At 40.0% G+C, this 23431-nt stretch carries 15 protein-coding genes and 3 tRNA genes; 15 read left to right on the plus strand and 3 right to left on the minus strand.

Going from position 1 to position 23431, the window contains the following annotated elements; translation table 11 throughout:
* The first annotated feature begins 364 nt into the window (after positions 1-364).
* From recA to metH, 3 genes are all read left to right on the plus strand, one after another.
* On the plus strand, positions 365-1387 hold the full coding sequence (gene recA, locus LT090_RS03970) for a recombinase RecA (RefSeq protein WP_068546088.1): 1023 nt from the start codon (positions 365-367) through the stop codon (positions 1385-1387).
* A gap of 371 nt (positions 1388-1758) precedes the next feature.
* Positions 1759-2706 carry a homoserine O-acetyltransferase MetA gene (gene metA, locus LT090_RS03975; RefSeq protein ID WP_068546087.1) on the plus strand — a complete coding sequence of 316 codons (948 nt, stop codon included), beginning with the start codon at positions 1759-1761 and terminating at the stop codon, positions 2704-2706.
* Positions 2703-6395, plus strand: a complete 3693-nt coding sequence (gene metH, locus LT090_RS03980) for a methionine synthase (protein ID WP_082897132.1) — start codon at positions 2703-2705, stop codon at positions 6393-6395. The genes metA and metH overlap by 4 nt, the downstream gene beginning before the upstream one ends.
* 154 nt (positions 6396-6549) lie before the next feature.
* On the opposite strand, the gene LT090_RS03985 is transcribed toward metH, so the two are convergent.
* The gene (locus LT090_RS03985; RefSeq protein ID WP_068546086.1) at positions 6550-9846 is read right to left on the minus strand and encodes a S41 family peptidase; all 3297 of its coding nucleotides are present in this window, start codon (positions 9844-9846) and stop codon (positions 6550-6552) included.
* Positions 9847-10169: 323 nt separating this feature from the next.
* Between LT090_RS03985 and LT090_RS03990 the strand changes: the two genes are divergently transcribed.
* The 12 genes from LT090_RS03990 to LT090_RS04050 all read left to right on the plus strand — a co-directional run bounded on the left by LT090_RS03990 (position 10170) and on the right by LT090_RS04050 (position 21434).
* Positions 10170-10649, plus strand: a complete 480-nt coding sequence (locus LT090_RS03990) for a regulatory protein RecX (protein ID WP_068546085.1) — start codon at positions 10170-10172, stop codon at positions 10647-10649.
* A 71-nt stretch (positions 10650-10720) separates the two neighbouring features.
* Positions 10721-13345: an alanine--tRNA ligase gene (alaS, locus tag LT090_RS03995; protein ID WP_089153012.1), complete on the plus strand. Its 2625-nt coding sequence runs from the start codon at positions 10721-10723 to the stop codon at positions 13343-13345.
* A 14-nt stretch (positions 13346-13359) separates the two neighbouring features.
* Positions 13360-14580: an aspartate kinase gene (locus LT090_RS04000; RefSeq protein ID WP_068546083.1), complete on the plus strand. Its 1221-nt coding sequence runs from the start codon at positions 13360-13362 to the stop codon at positions 14578-14580.
* Positions 14581-14756: 176 nt separating this feature from the next.
* Positions 14757-14951 carry a carbon storage regulator CsrA gene (gene csrA / locus LT090_RS04005; protein WP_068546082.1) on the plus strand — a complete coding sequence of 65 codons (195 nt, stop codon included), beginning with the start codon at positions 14757-14759 and terminating at the stop codon, positions 14949-14951.
* Between the two features lie 175 nt (positions 14952-15126).
* Positions 15127-15218, plus strand: a tRNA-Ser gene (locus LT090_RS04010).
* Between the two features lie 46 nt (positions 15219-15264).
* A tRNA-Arg gene (locus LT090_RS04015) sits at positions 15265-15341 on the plus strand.
* 62 nt (positions 15342-15403) lie between these two features.
* A tRNA-Arg gene (locus tag LT090_RS04020) sits at positions 15404-15480 on the plus strand.
* 590 nt (positions 15481-16070) lie between these two features.
* On the plus strand, positions 16071-17279 hold the full coding sequence (locus LT090_RS04030) for a tetratricopeptide repeat protein (protein WP_068546080.1): 1209 nt from the start codon (positions 16071-16073) through the stop codon (positions 17277-17279).
* Between the two features lie 433 nt (positions 17280-17712).
* Complete coding sequence (locus tag LT090_RS04035; protein WP_068546079.1) at positions 17713-17964, plus strand: OadG family protein; 252 nt, start codon at positions 17713-17715, stop codon at positions 17962-17964.
* Positions 17965-17973: 9 nt separating this feature from the next.
* Positions 17974-19761 carry a sodium-extruding oxaloacetate decarboxylase subunit alpha gene (gene oadA / locus LT090_RS04040; RefSeq protein ID WP_068546078.1) on the plus strand — a complete coding sequence of 596 codons (1788 nt, stop codon included), beginning with the start codon at positions 17974-17976 and terminating at the stop codon, positions 19759-19761.
* 10 nt (positions 19762-19771) lie between these two features.
* On the plus strand, positions 19772-20902 hold the full coding sequence (locus tag LT090_RS04045) for a sodium ion-translocating decarboxylase subunit beta (RefSeq protein WP_068546077.1): 1131 nt from the start codon (positions 19772-19774) through the stop codon (positions 20900-20902).
* A gap of 178 nt (positions 20903-21080) precedes the next feature.
* On the plus strand, positions 21081-21434 hold the full coding sequence (locus tag LT090_RS04050; RefSeq protein ID WP_068546076.1) for a VOC family protein: 354 nt from the start codon (positions 21081-21083) through the stop codon (positions 21432-21434).
* Positions 21435-21577: 143 nt separating this feature from the next.
* Here the strand turns inward: LT090_RS04050 and LT090_RS04055 are convergent, their stop codons facing one another.
* Both LT090_RS04055 and LT090_RS17060 read right to left on the minus strand, forming a co-directional pair.
* Positions 21578-22981 carry a DEAD/DEAH box helicase gene (locus LT090_RS04055; protein ID WP_068546075.1) on the minus strand — a complete coding sequence of 468 codons (1404 nt, stop codon included), beginning with the start codon at positions 22979-22981 and terminating at the stop codon, positions 21578-21580.
* A 129-nt stretch (positions 22982-23110) separates the two neighbouring features.
* Entirely contained in the window at positions 23111-23284 is a 174-nt protein-coding gene (locus tag LT090_RS17060) for a hypothetical protein (RefSeq protein WP_193408718.1), read from the minus strand.
* Between the last annotated feature and the right edge of the window lie 147 nt (positions 23285-23431).

Raw genomic sequence — 23431 nt, forward strand, 5'->3', positions numbered from 1 at the left:
TATCCAGAACTTTCGAGTGATGTGTTTACCCAATACGCGTTAGAGTTACGATGTTAAAATAATATCTAACTAAGCGCAAAGTAAGTTGCAATTAATTATCAAATAAAATGCAAAAGATTTACTGTAAAACTACTGTATAAAATGACTATCTATTTACAGTGTTTTTAAATTATTCACTGTTTAATTAAACATTATTCTCCTTGGTGGGAAAATAGTAATAAGATAAATGTTTTAAATATCAATGTTTTATCGTTTTTGTTGTGTTTTATTTTAAAATAAATAAAAAATCCAGTTGATACTGTACGATTATACAGTATACTGTTTCGTAACTACTGGATAAAAAGATTACAAATCGGAGACTACAATGGACGCAAATAAAGAAAAGGCGTTATCAGCAGCGCTAGGTCAAATTGAAAGACAATTTGGTAAAGGTTCTATCATGAAACTTGGTGATAACCGCAGTATGGAAGTTGAAACTATTTCAACAGGTTCTTTAGCCTTGGATGTGGCGCTAGGTGCTGGTGGTTTACCGATGGGACGTGTTGTTGAGATTTACGGTCCTGAATCAAGTGGTAAAACCACGTTAACGCTTGAAGTTATCGCTGAAGCACAGCGTAACGGTAAAGTTTGTGCCTTTGTTGATGCTGAGCATGCACTTGATCCTATTTATGCTGAGAAGCTTGGTGTAGATATTAATGAATTATTAGTGTCGCAACCTGACACTGGTGAGCAAGCATTGGAAATCGTTGATATGTTAAGCCGCTCTGGCGCCGTTGATGTAATCGTAGTCGATTCAGTTGCAGCTCTTACACCAAAAGCAGAAATTGAAGGTGACATGGGAGATTCGCACATGGGTTTACAAGCACGTATGTTATCGCAAGCAATGCGTAAACTTACTGGTAACCTTAAGCAGTCAAATACCATGCTTATTTTCATCAACCAAATTCGTATGAAAATTGGTGTAATGTTTGGTAATCCAGAAACTACAACAGGTGGTAATGCGCTTAAGTTCTATGCGTCGGTTCGTCTTGATATTCGTCGTATTGGTGCAGTTAAAGAAGGTGATGAGATCACTGGTAACGAAACTCGCGTGAAAGTGGTTAAAAACAAGATCGCTCCTCCGTTCAAACAAGCAGAGTTCCAAATCTTATATGGTTTAGGTATAAACAGTTTAGGCGAATTAATCGATCTTGGTGTTAAGCACAAGATGGTTGAAAAAGCAGGTGCTTGGTATAGCTGTATGGGCGAAAGAATTGGTCAAGGTAAAGCAAATGCTACTAAATACCTTGCTGAAAACCCTGCAATGGCGAAAGATTTAGAAGGTAAGTTACGTAGCCTATTATTAGCACCTATCGAACTTACTTCCGAAGAGGAAATCGAAGAGTAATTAATATCGAGAAGTAAAACTTAATCAAAAACTAGATAAAAATCTTAACATCAGTTTTTATTAATCTTTTTGCATTTTAAATGGCGCTCATTGAGCGCCATTTTTTTGTCACAGTTCTTACCTTGTTGTAACAATTAAGCTTTTTCACTATTTCAAACCCGAACTATTTTATTAAATATTATAATTGAACTAGTTAGTGCAACTTTTTCTTAATAGACTTTTGATGCACATGTTCGTTTTATTATCTTGATTTTAGCTTTCTAGGATTCTTTTATTTAGACGTCTATACGTTTAGATGTTGACAATGCCGGGCGAATTAGTACTATAAGCCAATGTTCGAACGCTAAATTACTTATTGTTTACTATTTATTATGCCGATTAAAATACCTGATCAATTACCTGCACTTGCAGTTCTCGCTAATGAGAATATCTTTGTAATGTCCGAAAATAGAGCGATTAATCAGGATATTCGCCCTATGCAAGTAGCGATATTGAACTTGATGCCAAACAAGATTGAAACGGAAATTCAAATTCTTAGAATGTTAAGCAATTCGCCATTACAAATTAATATAGAATTTGTGCGATTACATCTAAATGAGTCGAAAAATACTCCTAAAGCTCATCTTGATAATTTCTATCGTCATTTTGATGATATAAAGGATAAGCACTACGATGGATTGATTGTAACCGGTGCGCCGTTAGGAAAAATGGATTTTGAAGAAGTTACTTATTGGCCTAAGATTCAACAAGTATTTGATTGGGCTCAAAATAACGTTACATCTACCATGTATTCATGCTGGGCAGCTCATGCAGCGCTATTTCATTTTTATGGTTTACACCGCAAATTGAGAACAGAGAAGTTATCAGGTGTCTATCGACATCAAACACTTGATCCTATGGAGTCATTAACTCGAGGCTTCGATGAAGAGTTTTTAGTGCCTCATTCACGCTTTGGTGATATAAGTGAAGCAGAATATCGCACCATTGACGAGTTGAATGTACTTGGTGTAGCTGACATTGCTGGTGTTTATTTAACGGCAAGTAAAGACAAAAAGCAGGTGTTTGTTACTGGCCATCCTGAATATGATTCATTTACCTTAAGTGATGAATATCAACGGGACCTAACAACTAGTGATGACGTTAGCTTACCGATAAATTATTTTCCCAAGGACGACCCATCGGCAAAAGCACTAAACAGCTGGCGCAGCCATGGCTGTTTATTATTTAGCAATTGGTTAAATTATTACGTCTATCAAATTACCCCTTATCATCTTGAAGGCAGTGACGATAACCGTACACTGTTAGGAAAAAGAAAGTGAAATCATCAGTAGAACAATTAGAAAAAACTCGTTTATTGGAGCAGCAATTAAGCCAACGCATCTTAGTATTAGATGGCGCAATGGGCACCATGATCCAAGAACATAAGTTTGAAGAAGAAGATTATCGAGGGCAGCGCTTTGTCGATTGGCATTGTGACGTCAAAGGAAATAATGACCTTCTAGTTTTGTCTCAACCTGAGATTATCAAGGATATTCATCGCCAATACCTAGTTGCTGGCTCGGATATCATCGAAACTAATACCTTTAATGCGACAACGATTGCCATGGCTGACTATGACATGGAATCATTAAGTCGGGAAATCAACTTAGTTGCCGCTCAAATTGCGCGTCAAGTTGCCGATGAAATAACGGCGAAAACGCCGGATAAACCAAGATTTGTCGCAGGTGTTTTAGGCCCAACAAACCGTACTTGTTCAATATCTCCTGATGTCAATAACCCTGCATTTCGTAATGTTAGTTTTGATGAATTAAAAGATGCTTATATCGAATCGATACAGGCGTTAATTGAAGGCGGTTCTGACATCATTATGATCGAAACCATTTTTGATACGCTAAATGCCAAGGCTGCGGTATTTGCTATTGAAACTGTGTTTGCAGACATTGGTTATCGTTTACCTATTATGATTTCTGGCACCATTACCGATGCGTCAGGTCGTACACTATCAGGGCAAACCTGTGAAGCATTTTACAACTCAATGCGCCATGCCGAACCTATTAGTATTGGCTTAAACTGTGCACTTGGTCCAAAAGAGTTGCGCCAATATGTTGAAGAGCTCAGCCAAATTTCAGACTTCCCAGTATCAGCTCATCCAAATGCGGGTTTACCGAATGCTTTTGGTGAATATGATTTAGATGCGGCTGAAATGACCGAGCACATCGTTGAGTGGGCACAGTCAGGATTTTTAAATGTGGTTGGCGGATGTTGTGGTACAACGCCTGAGCACATTAAAACAATCAGTGATGCCATTGCTAACGTGAAACCCCGCATTGTTGAAGCTAAAAAGATCGCTTGTCGTTTATCTGGCTTAGAAGCATTAAACCTTGATGAAAACAGCTTATTTGTTAACGTTGGTGAGCGAACCAACGTTACCGGCTCAGCAATATTTAAGCGTCTGATCACTGAAGAAAAATATGATGAAGCGATCGCAGTAGCATTACAGCAAGTGGAAAATGGTGCGCAGATCATCGATATCAACATGGATGAAGGTATGCTTGATTCTGAAGCTGCCATGGTCAAGTTGCTAAACCTGATTGCCGGTGAGCCTGATATTGCTCGGGTACCAATTATGATCGACTCTTCTAAGTGGGAGATCTTAGAAGCAGGCCTGAAATGTATTCAAGGTAAGGGCATCGTCAACTCGATTAGTTTAAAAGAAGGCGAAGAAAGCTTTAGAAAGCAAGCTGAACTGATTAGGCGTTATGGCGCCGCAGTAATCGTTATGGCGTTTGACGAAGTAGGACAGGCAGATACCGAAGCTCGAAAAGTTGAAATTTGTAGCCGTGCGTATCACATGTTAGTCGATGAAATAGGCTTTCCTCCACAAGATATTATTTTTGACCCAAATATTTTCGCCGTGGCAACTGGTATTGAAGAGCATAACAATTATGCGGTTGACTTCATTCGAGCAACGAAGGCAATTAAAGACACCTTACCCCATGCAATGGTCTCTGGTGGAGTATCAAATGTATCGTTTTCATTTCGAGGAAACAACGTTGTTCGTGAAGCCATTCATGCGGTGTTTTTATATCATGCGATTAACAATGGCATGGATATGGGGATTGTTAATGCGGGCCAGTTGGCAATTTACGCTGACATTCCAAAGGACTTATTGAAAGCAGTTGAAGATGTTATTCAAAATACCGATGAAGAAGCGACAGAGCGATTATTAGATCTTGCTAGTCGATATCATGGTACTGGTGCTGCTAAAGCCAGCACCGTTGATTTATCGTGGCGTGAATTGCCGGTAATTAAACGATTAGAGCATGCTTTAGTTAAAGGCATTAATGAGTTTATTGTTGAAGATACCGAACAGGCAAGATTAGAAGCAGACCGTCCGTTAGATGTTATTGAAGGGCCGTTGATGGACGGCATGAATGTCGTTGGTGATTTGTTTGGTGAAGGTAAAATGTTTTTACCGCAAGTGGTTAAATCTGCCCGCGTAATGAAGCAAGCGGTTGCCCACTTACAACCGTTTATTGAAGCTGAGAAAACCGAAGCAAGTAGCAACGGTAAGGTAGTTTTAGCGACGGTAAAAGGTGATGTTCACGATATCGGTAAAAACATTGTTGGCGTAGTTCTCCAATGTAATAACTATGACGTTGTTGATTTAGGCGTCATGGTTCCTTGTGAAAAGATTTTACAAGTCGCTAGAGAAGAGAAAGCAGATATTATCGGCTTATCAGGACTGATCACGCCATCGTTAGATGAAATGGTGCATGTTGCCAAAGAAATGCAGCGTCAAGATTTTGACTTGCCATTACTTATTGGCGGTGCGACAACATCGAAAGCCCATACTGCGGTTAAGATTGAACAAAACTACGACCATCCGGTGATCTACGTACCTAATGCATCTCGCTCTGTGTCAGTAGTAAGCGCGTTATTAAATCCAAAGTTAAAAGGTGAATTAGTAGCTAGAGCTGAAAAAGAATATGAAACCGTTCGTCAACGTCATCAAAACAAAGGGCCACGCACCCAGCTTTCTACATTTGCAGAAGCTAAAGCAAACAAATTCCCGTTAAGTTTTGAAGACTACACACCGAAAAAACCAAATAAACTCGGCGTTACGGTATTAGAAAATCTCGATTTAAACGTGGTTCGCAACTATATCGATTGGACGCCATTTTTCTTGACCTGGCAGCTTTCAGGCAAGTATCCGAAAATACTAGAACATGAATTAATTGGCGGTGAAGCAACCAAGTTGTTTAATGACGCCAATGCAATGTTAGATAAAGTGATCGATGAAAACAGTTTGCAAGCAAGAGCAGTGTTTGGACTGTTTCCTGCGCACAGTATCGATGAAGATATTGAAGTGTTTGCCGATGAAGGTAAAACTCAAAAGCTACAAACCTTGTGCGGTTTGCGTCAACAAACTAAGAAAAAAGCTGGCCAATATAATCGTTGTTTAAGTGATTATGTTGCTAGCAAAGATGACAATATAGAAGATTATGTTGGTGCCTTTGCAGTATCTGCTGGCTTTGGTGCCGATGAATTAGTTCGTCAGTTTGACGAGCAACACGATACCTATAACTCGATTTTATTGAAGGCCGTTGCAGATCGATTAGCGGAAGCTAGTGCCGAATATCTGCATGAATGTATCCGCAAAGATTATTGGGGCTATGCTGCTGATGAGCAGTTTGATAATGAAGCGTTAATACGAGAAAGCTATCAAGGTATTCGTCCTGCCCCTGGTTACCCTGCCTGTCCTGAACACACCGAAAAAGGGACACTTTGGCGATTGCTCGATGTTAAAAACAACATTGATATGGACTTAACTTCAAGCTTTGCGATGTGGCCGGGAGCTGCGGTAAGTGGCTGGTATTTCGCTCATCCTGATAGTAAGTATTTTGCGGTTGCTAAAATCGACAAAGAACAAGTCGAAAACTACGCAGAGCGCAAAGGCATGGGCATAACTGATGCGGAAAGATGGTTGTCACCGAATTTAGACTAGGACAACTAGTTTAAGTACTAATGTAAGTGCCTGTGTAAGTACTAGTGTTTGTGTTAGCTAAGTGTAACTTAATCTAACTTAGCCTAAATATAAAAAAAGAGGCAATAAAAAAGGACGATATTTCATCGTCCTTTTTTGTTTTTAAAGTGTGTGTTTATTTGATCTTTTTTACGTCAGCAGCAGGTCCAGACTTAACCATAGGCTTGGCTTCAAACTTTTTAATCGGTTGTTCTGCTAACTTATCGGTTAAGTATTTAATTCCAGCTTCAAGCTGAGCATCAGTGCCACTAAATGTTGCAAAAGGTAGGTTATCTACTTCAATATCCGGTGATACACCATGGCCTTCTACAACCCAGTTACCATTGACATCATAGACAGGGAATTCAGCAACGCGTGCCATACCTCTATCGGTCAAACCATTACGGCCGCTTAACCAAACACCTGCACCGGTAGTTTGCTTACCAATAAGTGGTGCTAGTCCTAATGACTTAATCGCCGCCGAAAATGTCTCGCCATCTGAATAGGTTAGTTGGTCGGTTAATACCACTAAATGCCCTTTAAATGTTTGCTGCATATTTCCTGCTGGCGTTGAGTCTCGCTCTTGCCAGTACATCCATACTTGGCGTAATAATTTTTCTATTAGCCAGCTATCTATGTTACCTCCACGATTTCGACGAACATCAATAATTAAACCGTCTTTATTAATGTTGGCGTAAAACTCTCTGGCAAAACTGTTTACATCGTTAGCAGTCATTGCGTACATGTGCAGATAACCTAAGTTTTTATCAGTTGCAGCAACTTTGGTTTGATTTTGATTAATCCAATCATGATATCTAAAGGTTGAATCTTGTCGACTAGTTGCAGGTACAACCACTTGTTTGAATGACGTTTTACCACGCTCAAGTGTCAGTAGAATTTGTTTGCCAGCTTGATTTCGTAATGACTTTTGTATATCGACAATCGAGTTTACTTTTTTGCCATTAATGTGAGTAATTACATCACCTTCGTTAACATTTATGCCAGCTTTCGCTAAAGGGCTAGCCAGGCTCGGTAAGTCGCTATCAGCCTGATATATATTGACAATTTGAACACCATTTTTAACTTGTTGGTATTGTGCGCCTAAACTACTTGCTCGAGGCGTAGTCGCATCAATTGGAACATCGCCGCCTCTAACTTGTGAGTGTAATGAGTTAAGCTCGCCCATCATTTGCGCAAAGATATCGTTTAGTTCGCTTCGAGCGGTAATGCGATCAACCAGTGGTTGGTACTTTTCTTTGGTTGCTGCCCAATCTAAGCCACGCATATTTTGATCATATAAAAATTCACGGTGCATTAACCAAGCATCTTGAAACATCTGTTGCCACTCATCAACTGGGTTAAACGCCATTTGCCAATGATTGGCATTGATTTGAGATTTTTTCAGATCTTTAGGAGCAGATTCTCCTGCTTTAACAATATAAAGGTTGGTTGCTGTTGCGCCTTTTTTAGCTAATAAAAGATTCTTACCATTGCTTGCTAACTCATAACCAAGTACACCGCTGGCGAAATCTTTTGCTTTTGGTTCAATATTATCAAATTTAAGAAACTTAAGGTTTTTATTGCGACCATTGCTATCGATGAAATACAGCCCTGATTTGTTGGCACTTAAGTTAGAATAATTGCCGTTAGTTACTGGCACTTGGTATAACTCGTCGGTAATTGTCTCCCACAACGGCTTGTTTATAGAGGCACTTTTTGAGTTATCTTTTGTGTCGCTATTTGCAGCCGATTTATCGGTTTTACTGTTAGCTGAGTCTTGATCGAGTTCAGTCGGTTTTGCAAATGCAAATTTAGCGTTTTCGGTTAATGGGTATGCGAATATTTGCGTACGTTTATCAAATGCAGGCCCCATATTTCTATCACCCCATGGTGATGTTGGGTTCGATTTAAAATGCCTTGCAGATAAGAAATATAACCAATTACCATCAGTTGAGAAGGCAGGGCTAGTAGATTCGTATTTATCGCTGGTTAACTGTAATTTTTTCTCGGTTGCCAGTGAATACAAACGAATACTGGTACGATCATAGCCTGTTTGCGAGCCAGCAAACGCAATAAGCTTACTGTCTGCAGACCAAACTACATGATCAAAAGCAGAGGATCCAGAGTCAGAATAACCTATAATTTTATTGTCGCCAGTACTTAGGTTTAATAACCACAAATAACCGTCACGATCGTCATGGGCGATATATTTTCCATCAGGAGATAGATATAAATTCCATCTGAACGATACACCATCTTTAGTGAGTTGCTTGCTATTTTTGCTGCCATCGGTGGCATAGCGCCAAATTTCATTTTCACCGGTCACATCATTAATGGCATATACCCACTTACCATCGTTACTTAAAATTGCGCTACGTGTGCGGCTCTTTGCTGGTGTGTCGATTTCCACCAAACGCGTATTGTGTAATCCCGCTACAGCAAGTTTTCCGCGAGCCGTAATGACTGCTTTTTCAGTATTACCTGCAATATCAGCGCCTTTAAAATATTTTAAAGGATTGTTTTCCCATCGTTCTTGTCGCTCAGGGAAGTCAGACGTTAAGGCAATTTCAATGACTTCATCTTGATTGGTTTTAACGTCCAATTGATGGATATCGGCGCCAAGCTGATAGACAATTTTGTCGTTGTGAATCGAAGCCAAACGAATTTCCCAATCGGCATGCTTTGTCACTTGTTTAATATTGCTGCCATCAAAGTTCATTGACCAAATGTTGTCACTGCCACTCGCGTCAGAAATAAAGTATAAAGCGTCTTTGTGGGCCATAGGTTCACGCACTGAACCAATATGGTTTTTGCTTAGCGGTGTCGCTTCTTGATCGCTACCTAATTCATAGCGCCATAATTGTCCTTTGGCACCACCACGATATACTTTTGAATTATCACCGGTTGTTTGTAAACCAAAACGAACGAAATACAAATACTTACCACTGCTATCAACACTACCTTCAATAGCGTCACTTAAAGGAATTTGATTAACATTTAAGTTGTCGGTATTAACGGTTTTTAAAGTCCAGTAATTTGCCGGACCAAGGTTGGCATCAGTGGCATAAATAACGGTATTATCATTACTCCAACCTTGCACTCTTACACGGGCATTTTCGTAAGTTAGTCGAACAGGTTCGCCGCCGCCAATTGGCATAAGATAAGCTTCAAAATTACCTTCGTAATTGGCACTGTATGCGATAAATTTTCCGTCTGGCGAAATACTTGCCATTAGTTCTTCACTCGCATGAGTGGTTAGTCGTTTGGCATTACCTATGGTTGTGTAGGTATGCCAAAGATCGCCTTCTGCGGTAAATACTAAAGAGTTTTCATGCAATGTTGGCGAACTAAAGTAACCCAGTTTTTGCTCTGCGTTAGCGTTAAAAGCCGATAGCGCAAAAAATGCTAAAGAGATTGATTTTTTTAAATTCATAACTGCCCTTAATTTGGGGATAAATTGTATTATTTGATTATTAGATACCGTTTCTTAGTATCATTATCTATTCGTTCTATAGCAGTGCCTTAGGCATTAATTTGCTTTTAATTTTGGCACATTAATCGGAGATTTTTACTGGAACGAAATTTATTTGCAGATTTTATAACAGATCTTAGAACTGATTTGTGAGAAAAGATGTGAAAACTTTCAATTTATATTTAGAGTCAACACATTTATTGGTAAACAGTGCACTAGAAAACTGTATTTTTAGTTAGCATTGGTTAGAATATGATGCTTAACGCAAATTAAGAATTATTCTAATGACTGAAAATAACATCGCTAATAATGAGAATAATCCTGTGATTAACAAAGACGTGAAAAAAGCGGCTTACTCATTGCTTGCTCGTCGCGAGCACGCGCGACAGGAATTGATGCAAAAATTATCACAGCGTGACTTTGTTAAAGAAGATATTGAAGTGGTATTGGATGCTTTAGCAGAGCAAGATTTACAAAGCGATTTAAGGTATGGCGAAGCAGTGCTGCGCCAACGTGTACAAAAAGGCTATGGATGGACGTATATTTGCGCACAACTAAAGCAAAAAGGATTAACTAGTGATATCATAAACGCCGTTTATGATAGTCAAGCCATTGATTGGTTTGAAATGGCAGAGATTGCCTATGTAAAACGTTTTGCCCAAACCGAAATTGTTGATCAAAAAGATAAAGCAAAACGCATAAGATTTTTACAATATCGCGGCTTTGATTTTGAACAAATCAGCGCGGCATTGGACTTGAATTAACGCCTTTGAGCACCCATTAATTCAAATAACCGAATAAATTATATTTAAATACAAATTGTTGGATGATGACCATGATTAAATCGAGTGCCGAAATTAGACAGGCATTTTTAAATTACTTCGCTGAGCAACAACATCAAATAGTTGCTAGTAGTTCACTTGTACCAGGTAATGACGCGACGTTACTTTTTACCAATGCTGGTATGGTGCCATTTAAGGATGTTTTCTTAGGGGCAGAAAAGCGCAGTTATACTCGAGCTACATCATCACAACGTTGTGTTCGTGCTGGTGGTAAACACAACGATTTAGAAAACGTTGGTTATACCGCTCGTCACCATACATTTTTTGAAATGCTAGGTAACTTTAGTTTTGGCGATTACTTTAAAGAAGAAGCAATTACCTTTGGTTGGACGTTCTTAACTGAAATATTAAATCTACCTAAAGAAAAACTATTGGTTACTGTTTATGAAAGCGACGATGAAGCTTTTGAACTTTGGAATAAAAAAATAGGCGTACCAGCTGAAAAGATTATTCGCATTGGTGACAAGTCAGCAGACAAAAAATATGAGTCAGATAACTTTTGGTCAATGGGTGATACAGGTCCATGTGGTCCATGTACTGAAATTTTCTACGATCACGGTGAGCATATTTGGGGTGGTCCTCCAGGTTCTCCTGAAGAAGATGGCGACCGTTTCATCGAGATTTGGAATTTAGTATTTATGCAATTTAACCGCCAAGCGAGCGGTGAAATGTTACCTTTACCTAAGCCGTCTGTAGATACAGGTATGGGCTTAGAGCGTATCGCAGCAATCATGCAGGGCGTACACTCCAACTACGAAATAGATATTTTCCAAGGCTTAATCAAAGCCGCTGCAAAATTATTGTCATGTGACGATATTGAGCATAAATCACTGCGCGTTATTGCGGATCACGTTCGTTCATGTTCGTTCTTAGTAGCCGACGGCGTTATGCCATCAAATGAAGGGCGCGGTTATGTATTGCGCCGTATTATTCGTCGTGCAGTTCGTCATGGTCATAAGCTTGAAGCATCTTCGCATTTCTTCCATCAATTAGTCGCCGCACTTGTTGAACAGATGGGTGAAGCTTACCCTGAGCTAGTTAAACAACAAGCAGTGATTGAAAAAATCATTCGTATCGAAGAAGAGCAATTTGGTCGTACATTAGATCGTGGCATGAATTTACTATCGGATGTGATTGCTAATCTAGAAGGTAAAGTAATCCCAGGTAAAGATGTATTTAAACTATACGATACCTATGGTTTCCCTGCCGATTTAACCGCAGATATTGCCCGCGAAAAAGAACTAAGCATCGACACCGACGGTTTTGACGCTGAAATGAAGGCGCAGCGAGAACGCGCTCAAAAGGCCAGTAACTTTGGTTCAGATTACAACGAACAATTGAAATCTGAAGCAACAACGGCATTTAAAGGTTATGACAACCACAGCTTTAGCTCGACCATAGTTGAATTATTCAATGGCGAAGGCAGTGTCTCGACACTTAATGCTGGCGAGAAAGGCGTAATTGTACTGGATAAAACACCTTTCTATGCAGAATCTGGTGGTCAAGTTGGTGATACCGGTACTATAACGACCAACTCTGGTGAATTTGAAGTAACCGATACAGTTAAACTTGGTAATGCATTTGCACATCACGGCATCGCTAAGTCAGCAATACAGCTTAACGCCCGTGCTAATTCTGAAATTGATAGCGAGCGTCGCCAAGCGATTGTTAAAAACCATACAGCAACTCACTTGTTACATGCTGCATTGCGTCAAGTATTAGGTGAGCACGTAACACAAAAAGGCTCTCTTTGTGATGCTGATAAACTTCGTTTTGACTTCTCTCACTTTGAAGGTGTTACGGCGGCTGAATTACGCACAGTAGAAAAATTAGTAAACGATAAGATCCGTAATAATTATCAACGCGAAACCGCTTTGATGAATATTGATGAAGCGAAAGCAAAAGGCGCGATGGCGCTATTTGGTGAGAAATACGATGATGAAGTTCGTGTTGTTACCTTAGGTGAGTTTTCAACTGAACTTTGTGGTGGTGTTCACGTTGAACGCACCGGAGATATTGGCTTGTTAAAAATCACTTCTGAAGGTGGTATTGCAGCCGGCGTTCGTCGTATTGAAGCTGTCACTGCTGATGCAGCACTTGATTACATTGATAGTCAAGCTGACAAGTTATCTAAGATTTCTCATCTTGTTAAATCTGACGCTGCTAATACCTTAACGAAAGTTGAACAAATGATTTCTCGTTCAAAAGAACTAGAGAAAGAAATTAGCGCATTAAAGCAAAAGTTAGCTGCTCAAGCAGGTTCTGACCTGATTAATCAAGCAATTGAAATTAATGGTGTGAAAGCCTTGATTGCCGATGTTGAAGGAAGCGATCCAAAAGCCTTAAGAGATATGCTTGATGATCTTAAAAATAAGCTTGGCTCTGGTATTGTGATGCTTGCTTTAGCTAATGGTGCTAAGGTGAACCTTATTGCTGGTGTTACCAAAGATTTGACCGGTAAAGTTAAGGCTGGCGATTTAGTGAAAATGGTTGCTGAGCAAGTAGGCGGTAAAGGCGGCGGCCGTCCTGATATGGCTCAAGCTGGTGGTACTCAACCGGAAAATATAGGCACAGCATTAGCAAGCGTCGAATCTTGGTTAAGTGAAAAGCTAGCGTAGGTCATTATTAGTTAATGGCTACTATTGTTCAAAAGTTTGGGGGAACCTCGGTAGGTTCTCTTGAGCGTATTGAAGCAGTTGCAGAGCAAATCATAGCAACCAAAGGGCAAGGGCATGACATTATCGTTGTGCTCTCCGCCATGTCTGGCGAAACTAATCGCCTAATGTCGTTGGCCAATGCCATTGACGAACAACCTTCTCCACGTGAACTCGATATGCTGCTTTCGAGCGGCGAACAAGTCTCTATCTCTTTACTCGCGATGGCACTGATCAAACGTGGCCACTCTGCGGTGTCTTTATTGGCTCATCAAATAGGTTTAAAAACCAATAATCGCTTTAATAAAGCTCGTATTCAAGATATTGATAACTACCGCATCATTAAAGAATTGCAACAAGGCCATATCGTCATTGTTGCCGGCTTTCAAGGCGTCGATGAGGAAGGGAATATCACTACCTTAGGTAGAGGCGGCTCAGATACCTCTGCGGTGGCGATAGCTACCTCAGTAAATGCGAAAGAGTGTCAAATTTATACAGACGTAGATGGTGTGTATACCACGGATCCGCGAATTGACGAATCTGCCAAAAAACACTCTCATATCGGATTTGACGAGATGCTTGAGATGGCAAGCTCTGGTGCGAAAGTTCTGCAATCTCGTTCGGTTGAGTTTGCCAGAAATCATAATATGCCACTTAGAGTACTTTCCAGCTTTTCAAAAGGCACAGGTACTCGCATTGACTTTGAGCAGCAAAAAGATAAGAAACATCCTGTATCGGCGATTACCGCAGATAACAATCAAGCACTGATCAAGATTGAAAAAATTAAGCCAAATAATCACTTTTCAGTAGCAATACTAAATGAGCTAGCAAAAGCCGATATTGAAATTGACATGCTTAGTCAGTTAGCAGGCAGTGATGGTGCTTTATCAATATACTTTAGTGTTAATGAAGTTGATTATCAGCAGAGTTTAGCCCTTAGTATGGCAGTAGCGAATAACTACGGACATGATTCGGTGATAGGTCAGCAAGACTTAGTAAAGGTTTCGGCCATCGGTAATGGTATGAAGTCACACAGCGGTGTTGCAGCAACTCTTGTACAAACTCTCAATAACGAGAATATTAAAATTGAGCTGATTTATGCAGCTGAAATTAAAATAGCAGTTCTCGTGTCTAATAAACTAATGGAGCAATCTGTTACTAAATTGCATAAAATATTTAACTTAAATTCAATTAATTAGAGCTTTTTCTGAAAAGTTTGCTAAATTTTTTAATGTGTTATGGAAAATAATTGGATTTCAGTGTTTATCTATCTGTTCAATTTGTTACCATGGTTCAAGAGTTAATGATTTCTCAATGACTGCAGAATAGTTAGCTTTTATTTCGATTTCTTAAATTTAAAAAAGGGAGCATTTGGATGCTTATATTAACTAGACGAGTTGGTGAAACTCTTATGGTGGGTGACGACGTTACAGTCACTGTTTTAGGGGTTAAAGGGAACCAAGTACGTATCGGCGTTAACGCACCGAAAGAAGTTTCTGTTCATCGTGAAGAAATTTATATGCGTATACAAGCTGAAAAAGGCGATGATGAAAATTCAGGGAATAAATAATTTATTTCTGTAGAATTGGAAAATAGCAGTAAAGTTAAATATCGTAATTTTACTGTTAACCTTTTGTCTCAAATGGTGTGAAAAATAGTCTTCTTGTTTGAAATATCGCCAAACAGAAAAAAAGACGAAAAAATCCGTTGACTTATTTCTCGAATCCATTAATATGCACGCCATTGGTGAGGTGGCCGAGAGGCTGAAGGCGCTCCCCTGCTAAGGGAGTATAGGCTTTATACCCTATCGAGGGTTCGAATCCCTCCCTCACCGCCATTTAATTTTAGTTTTTAATTAAAATTAAATGGGAAAAAATGATTGCGGACGCGTAGCTCAGCTGGATAGAGTACCTGGCTACGAACCAGGCGGTCGCAGGTTCGACTCCTGCCGCGTCCGCCACTTTTCTTAATAGTGAAGTGGTTGTCAATCGAAGTGAGGTATCACTTAAAACTACCGACCGCGGACGCGTAGCTCAGCTGGATAGAGTACCTGGCTACGAACCAGGCGGTCGCAGGTTCGACTCCTGCCGCGTCCGCCACATTAAATAGAAAACCCGAACCGAAAGGCTCGGGTTTTTTATTGCCTAAATTTTTCTGAGTACCAGGCGCTAATACAAGATCCCAGGCATTCGCAGTTTGACCCTTGTAGCAACCTCAACATTAAACGAAAAGCCCATCCATTAGGATGGGCTTTTTCGTATCTGGAAGAAAATTTATTGATGGTTCTGCCAGGAGTAGCTGGCGCTAATACAAGAGCCCAGGCGGTCGCAGGTTCGACTCCTGCCGCGTCCACCACATTAAATAGAAAACCCGAACCGAAAGGCTCGGGTTTTTTATTGCCTAAATTTTTCTGAGTACCAGGCGCTAATACAAGATCCCAGGCGGTCGCAGGTTCGACTCCTGCCGCGTCCGCCACATTAAACGAAAAGCCCATCCATTAGGATGGGCAATTAGTATCTAAGAGGAAATAGATTGTTGATTATTCAAATTCAAATGATTATTGTTAAAATTCTAAGTTGTTGAGTAAAACTCTCTCAATTTGTTCTGCTAGCATAACGAGAAAGATTGAGAGCTAATTCAACAAATTGTGTCCTATAGACGCATAAACTAACACCACGCAGAGAATAAAATGAATAGATACAAAATTCTAGCAAAAAAATACGTCGGCTTGTCATTACGAATAGGGCTGCTGCTTCCATTGCTTTTACCTTTTGTTGCTAAGGCAGAAACTGATGACGAAATTTGGGAGAATGCTAGAAAGGTAATGAAGTCTAGGGCTCACTGTAAGTCTTTAAGTCAATGTTTATCAAAAGCCCAAGATGGTGATGTTAAAGCACAATATATTACAGGCAATGCCTATAGAGTTGGACCTGATGCTGAAAACATCTATTATTTCAAGGTTAAAGAAGTCGACAATAAGAAAGCTTTGTTTTGGCTGAACATGGCAGCACAGAACGAAAATGTAAATGCCATGAATAGTTTATCTAAGCTCTATTCGGTTGAAGCGACCAATAATACAAGGGACTTTGAAAAGGCAAAACGTTGGGCATCCAAATGTGTTGACAAAGGTGAAACTGATTGCCATTTCGTTTTAGGCGTGATCGCCGAGGCTAATGGAGATTATACCGCTGCTAGAAGTCATTACCAAAAAACTACTCTCCACCGTAAGGCAAAATATCAAATGGCCATGTTACATTTTTACGGCAAAGGGGGCGCAGTCGATTACAAATCAGCCAATGACATACTTTCTGGAATTGAACTTGATCGCTTCGGTCCTGCTTATCGAGTGAGAGGGTTGATGGCAATCAATGGTCTTGGACAGGAGAAAGATGTTAGGCTTGGTTTAAGTTATTTACGTCAAGCAATAGAGTACAAGGAATTCGCGGCTTATGAAGACATAGGTGAATTATATTACACAGGTAACGGTGTTGAAAAAAATTATGAAACTGCATTTTCAAACTTTAGCGCAATTGTCAGTATGCAGAGACCCAAAACGATGAGGTACGTAGCTTTAATGGCTTATTATGGGCAGGGGGTAGAAAAAAAAGTAGACCATGCTATCGTGCTATTTGAAGCTGCAGCCAATAAAGGCGATGTCACCTCAGCATGGGCTCTTGGTCGCATATACTTGAGCGGCGAAGACATCGAAAAGAACGAGGAACTAGGCTTTCATTTGGTTAAATTTGCAGCCGAAAGGAATCACCCCGAGGCTCAATATGGACTAGGTTACCTCTACTCTTCTGGAATAGGGGTTGAAAAAAATGCCGAAGAAGCCAGAAGGTGGCTAACTTTAGCTGCCAAAAATGGTAATAAAATGGCCATTGAAGCGTTAAAATAACAATAAACAGGTGGCTCATTGAGTGCCACTTCTTCGTTTCTGATTTCAAGAAACTTTTGCTTCGAATTTAGCGTGCATAATTGACTTTTTGGACAATTCGACGGATTTTACAAAAGCCTATCTAACGTGATGGGCTTTTTTGTATGAACCCCATTCATTCTGCATAAAAAACTTATCACTTTGACTAATTATGATGACAATAGCGTGATTTTTAACCAGTTATTCTTTCCGTTTTTATAGCCATGTAGTACTTTGGGTGCTTAATGAAAATAAATTTAACTTTTTTTAATTGTACTTTTATTGGTTGCAAACGCCAGTATATTGGACAATTGAGTGTCTTTTTAGTGAGATTTATACACAAAGAATTAACATTCTCAGTTGATTTTATAAATTGGAGTGATTATTCTAATTCTTTTAACTGTTGAGAATAGTTATGGAAAATCTAACAGAAACATTTATTGAAGCGGGTATGCTCATGCTAGTTGGCATGGCGTTCGTATTCGCGTTTTTAGGCATGCTAATCTTTGCGATTAAACTATTAGCTAAGATTGCCAGTAATTTTGAAGAGCCAGTGCCTGCATCAACAAACACTGCTCGAGCGAACCCAAATGAAATTCCAGAAGGCGTGGTAGCAGCCATTACCTCAGCAGTCGCTCACTACCGCAAGAACAACGGAAAAAATTAGGAGTAAACTATGTCAAAACCTTTAGGTATCACTGAAGTCGTATTAAGGGATGGCCACCAGTCACTTTTAGCAACACGTTTTCGTTTAGAAGATATGCTTCCAATTGCCAGTAAAATGGATGAAATTGGTTTCTGGTCTATCGAATCTTGGGGTGGAGCTACGTTTGATTCGTGTATTCGTTATTTAGGTGAAGATCCTTGGGAACGCATTCGTAAACTTAAAGCAGCAATGCCTAACACCAAACAACAGATGCTGTTTCGTGGTCAGAACATTTTAGGCTACCGTCATTATGCTGATGATGTTGTTGAGAAGTTTGTTGAACGTGCTCACGTAAATGGTATTGATGTTTTCCGTATTTTTGACGCGATGAACGATACTCGCAACCTTGAAACAGCGATTAAAGCAGCAGTAAAAGTTGGTGCTCACGCACAAGGTACCTTATCGTTTACAGAGTCTCCGGTTCATACTACTCAAGGTTGGTTAGATATGGCCAAGAAACTTGAAGATATGGGCGCACATTCTTTATGTATTAAAGATATGGCCGGCTTACTTAATCCATACGATGGTGAAGAGCTAATCGCTAAACTAAAAGACACTGTTGAATTGCCATTGTCATTGCATTGTCATGCAACCACAGGTTTAAGCATGGCAACTCACATTAAAGCAATTGATGCTGGTGTTGATGTAATTGATACCTCTATTTCGTCAATGAGTATGACTTACGGTCATTCGCCAACAGAATCAATTGTCTCAGCAGTTCAAGGTCGTGACCGAGATACTGGTTTAGATATGACAAAACTTGCTGAGGTTGCGGCTTACTTTAGAGATGTTCGTGAAAAATATTGTAAGTTTGAAGGTAGCTTAAAAGGTGTTGATGCACGTATCTTGTTAGCACAAGTTCCTGGTGGCATGTTAACGAACATGGAAAGCCAATTAAAAGAACAGGGCGCAGCAGATAAGTTAGATGAAGTACTTAAAGAAATTCCACGAGTTCGCAAAGACCTTGGTTATATCCCTCTTGTTACACCAACATCTCAAATTGTTGGTACGCAATCAGTACTCAATGTTTTAACTGGTGAGCGTTATAAATCAATCACTAAAGAAACTGCAGGTGTTCTTAAAGGTGAGTATGGTGCAACAGCAGCAGAAGTTGATGCTGAGTTACAAGCTAAAGTGCTTGATGGTGCAGAAGCAATTACTTGTCGTCCTGCCGATTTACTTGAGCCAGAAATGGATAAGTTAGCCGCAGAACTAAGTGAGCTGGCGAAAGAGAAAAATATTACCTTAGCTGATGAAGTGATCGATGACGTATTAACGTACGCATTATTCCCACAAATTGGTTTGAAATTCTTAGAAAATCGTGACAATCCTGATGCGTTTGAACCAATGCCAAGCAAAGATGACTTAAAAGTCGCAGCAAGTGATTCTGGCGAACCAGAAAGCTATGCGGTTCAAGTTGATGGTAAAGTTTACGACGTGATCGTCGCGCCAAGTGGTTCGATTGAACATATCGCTGTGTCGGGCAGCGCTCCGACACCAGTTTCTGCTGCTTCTGCTCCTGCAGCAAGTGCGCCGGTTGCATCATCTGGTGTAGCAATTAATGCACCACTAGCAGGTAACATCTTTAAGATTGTTGCTAAAGCTGGTGACACAGTTAGCGAAGGCGATGTTGTTATCATTATGGAAGCGATGAAAATGGAAACTGAAATCAGAGCAACTGCGTCTGGTACTATTTCTGCAGTTAATGTTAAAGAAGGTGATGCGGTCGCGGTCGGTGATGCATTGCTAACACTATAAGGGTGTCATAATGGAGTCGTTATATACTCTTTGGTTATCAACTGGTTTAGCGAATTTCGAGCTAGGCCAAGTTATCATGATGCTGGTCGGTTTAGGTTTACTCTATTTGGCAATCGCTAAAGGTTTTGAGCCGTTATTATTATTACCAATTGGCTTTGGTGCTATTTTAACTAATATTCCAGTAGCGGGCTTCTCAGAGGTCGGTGGCGTATTGCATTATATTTATTATGCAGGCATCGATACCGGTATTTTCCCTTTGCTTATTTTTATGGGCGTAGGGGCAATGACTGATTTCGGGGCGCTTATCGCGAACCCTAGAATGTTATTACTTGGTGCCGCTGCACAGTTTGGTATTTTTGCGACGCTGTTTGGGGCGATTGCATTAAATGCAATTCCAGGTTTTGACTTTACCCTAAAAGACGCCTCTGCAATTGCCATTATTGGTGGTGCTGATGGTCCAACAGCAATCTTCCTTGCTTCTAAACTTGCTCCTGAACTACTTGGTGCAATTGCAGTTGCTGCTTATTCATATATGGCGCTAGTACCAATTATTCAGCCGCCTATTATGAAAGCATTGACCAATGAAGAAGAACGTAAAGTTGTGATGAAGCAATTACGTCATGTGACTAAGCTTGAGAAAGTAATCTTCCCGTTAGCGGTACTTATTTTAACAATATTCTTCTTGCCGGCAGCGACACCACTTGTAGGTATGTTCTGTTTAGGTAATTTAATGAGAGAATGTGGTGTCGTTGATCGTTTAAGCTCAACAGCACAAAATGAGTTAATTAACATTGTGACTATCTTCCTAGGATTAGGTGTTGGCTCAAAGCTAAGCGCTGAAGCATTCTTAAATGTTGAAACTTTAGGTATTCTTGCTCTTGGTGCGGTAGCATTCTCAATTGGTACAGCAGCTGGGGTATTAATGGCGAAGTTGATGCGTAAGTTCTCATCAGATCCAATTAACCCGCTGGTTGGCGCAGCAGGTGTTTCTGCGGTACCAATGGCAGCACGTGTTGTTAACAAAGTAGGTTTAGAGTCAAATGCTCATAACTTCTTGTTAATGCATGCAATGGGACCTAATGTTGCTGGTGTACTAGGTTCGGCAGTAGCCGCTGGTGTATTACTTGCGCTAGTTGGCTAAGTTCTGGCTAAGATCTAGCAGCAAACACTTACATTGCTAATATTGATAAACCGAAGTAAATTTAATTTACTTCGGTTTTTTTATGCCTGAGCAATTTTGGTTTAAAACTTAAAGTTTTAAACCAAAGATTTAGATTAAAGTTTTCGGCATATGGATACGATATAAATAAGGACAAAACGTGGAACAACATCACAAAATAAGTTATCTCGAATTACCTGCTAAAGATATCGGTGCGATCAAGTCGTTTTACCAACGTGTATTTGATTTTAAGTTTGTTGATTATGGTGATGAGTATAGTGCTTTTAATGATGGAAACATCAATGGCGGTTTCTATCAGAGTGATGCTCATGCCAATTATCAGCAAGGGGCACCTTTAATTGTATTCTATTCAGATAATCTTGAAGACAGTGTCGATAAAGTGACTGAGCACGGCGGCAAAATTGTCCAGCCCATATTTAGTTTTCCTGGTGGGCGTCGTTTTCATTTTACCGATCCAAGTCAAAATGAGCTGGCGGTTTGGTCGGATAAATAGTACAAAGTGAAATAATTATCTGCTCATTTTTCCTCAGCCAAAAGTAGATCACATATTTATCTCAATTGGTACAAGGCCCAAAATAGAAACCTATTTTGAGCCTTTGATTTATTGTGGTCGGAAACTGTAGCTAAAACGTTTACTTATCGAGTATGACGACCTTTATTACCGCTGCCGCTAGGTTTACCTGAGCCGCCACTTTTACCGGTGCCGCCACTTGGCTTTCTTCGTCTCGAAGTGTTTTTCGCCCAAGGGTTGTCCTTAGTTACGTGCTTTTTGTTTTTGCCTGCCGGTTTGTGACCGCGTGCAACATCCGAGCTACGTTGACCATCTTGGTGCTCAATCTTATTTGCTTTTGGCTTTTTCGGTTTCTTCGGTTTTAACGGACGAATATCATGAGATTTCGGTACAGCATTAGCCGCTTCAAAACCTTCGACTTCAGCACGTTCTAATTTCTTTTGAGTTAAGCGCTCAATAGCAACCATCAGTTTAAATTCGTCGGCACATACTAAAGATATGGCATGACCTGTGCTTCCTGCTCGACCTGTTCTACCAATACGGTGCACGTAGTCTTCGGCAACGTGTGGCAACTCAAAGTTAACTACTTGTGGTAATTGGTCGATATCGATACCACGGGCCGCGATGTCGGTTGCTACTAGCACACGAATACTACCGTCTTTAAACTGAGCGAGTGCTTTTGTTCTCGCACCTTGGCTTTTGTTACCGTGGATCGCCAATGCTTTAATACCATCAGCTTCAAGGTGTTTAGTAAGCTTATTTGCGCCGTGTTTGGTTTTAGTAAACACCAATACTTGCTGCCAATTATTATGGCCAATCAAATAAGACAATAGCCGTGCTTTCTTGTTTTTATCAGTGGTGTAAACTAATTGCTCAACAGTCGCTGCTGTTGCGTTTCTTGGCGTCACCGAAATCTCGACAGGATTATTTACTAGGCCTTTGGCCAGATCACGGATTTCATCTGAAAAAGTGGCTGAAAATAGTAAGTTCTGACGTTTTCTAGGTAACAGCGCAAGGATTTTTTTTATGTCTCTAATAAAGCCCATGTCTAACATACGATCTGCTTCATCAAGCACTAAGACTTCAACCTGTGAAAACTTAACGGCGTTTTGCTGATACAAATCTAATAGTCGGCCAGGTGTTGCTACTAAAATATCGATACCTTTTCTAAGTGCCATCATTTGTGGGTTAATTTTAACGCCACCGTAAATAATGTATGAGCTCAAACCTAGATTCTTACCATAAGTAGAGACACTTTCGCCTACCTGCGCGGCAAGTTCACGAGTCGGTGTTAATACGAGAGTTCGAATATGGTTACTTTTAACTTTATCGCCACCGCTTAATCGTTCAAGAATTGGCAATGTAAAACCAGCGGTTTTTCCGGTACCGGTTTGTGCAGCAGCCATCACGTCTTTGCCGGCTAATACCGCAGGGATCGCTTGTTCTTGAATAGGAGAAGGGGTGTCATAACCTTGTTCAGCAACTGCTGATAGAATGGCGGGGGATAACCCCAAAGCGTCAAAGCTCATAGATAAGTCTCATTTGCAAATAATCAAAACCCCAGTGAATGCTGAGGCGTGCGCAGAGTACAGTATAGTCCGTGGTGATGCAAACGAATGATTTATCTGAAAATAGTTTTTGCAGGTGGAAAAATAAATCTAATCGGTGATATGGATCATTAATGTGAAGAAGCCAATGACAAAAACATTAAAAGCAATAATGTAAGCAAAGCCTTTGATGCCCTGTTTCGCGGTATAGTTATGCTGCTTTAAATACCACCACCATATCAGACACATAACAACAGGTAGAATAAACAACAGACGTAATAACATAGTTTTCTAGGTCCCTAATTATATTGGTTTTATTAATTTTTATAATTGTAACTATAGCAAAGATAATCTAAGTTTATCTGTAAATTCAATACTTTGCTCTATCAATTTCTCTGTTTACAAATTGCTAAGTTGGTATGTGTTTATATC

It is taken from the genome of Thalassotalea crassostreae (assembly GCF_001831495.1).
Lineage (GTDB): Bacteria > Pseudomonadota > Gammaproteobacteria > Enterobacterales > Alteromonadaceae > Thalassotalea_A > Thalassotalea_A crassostreae.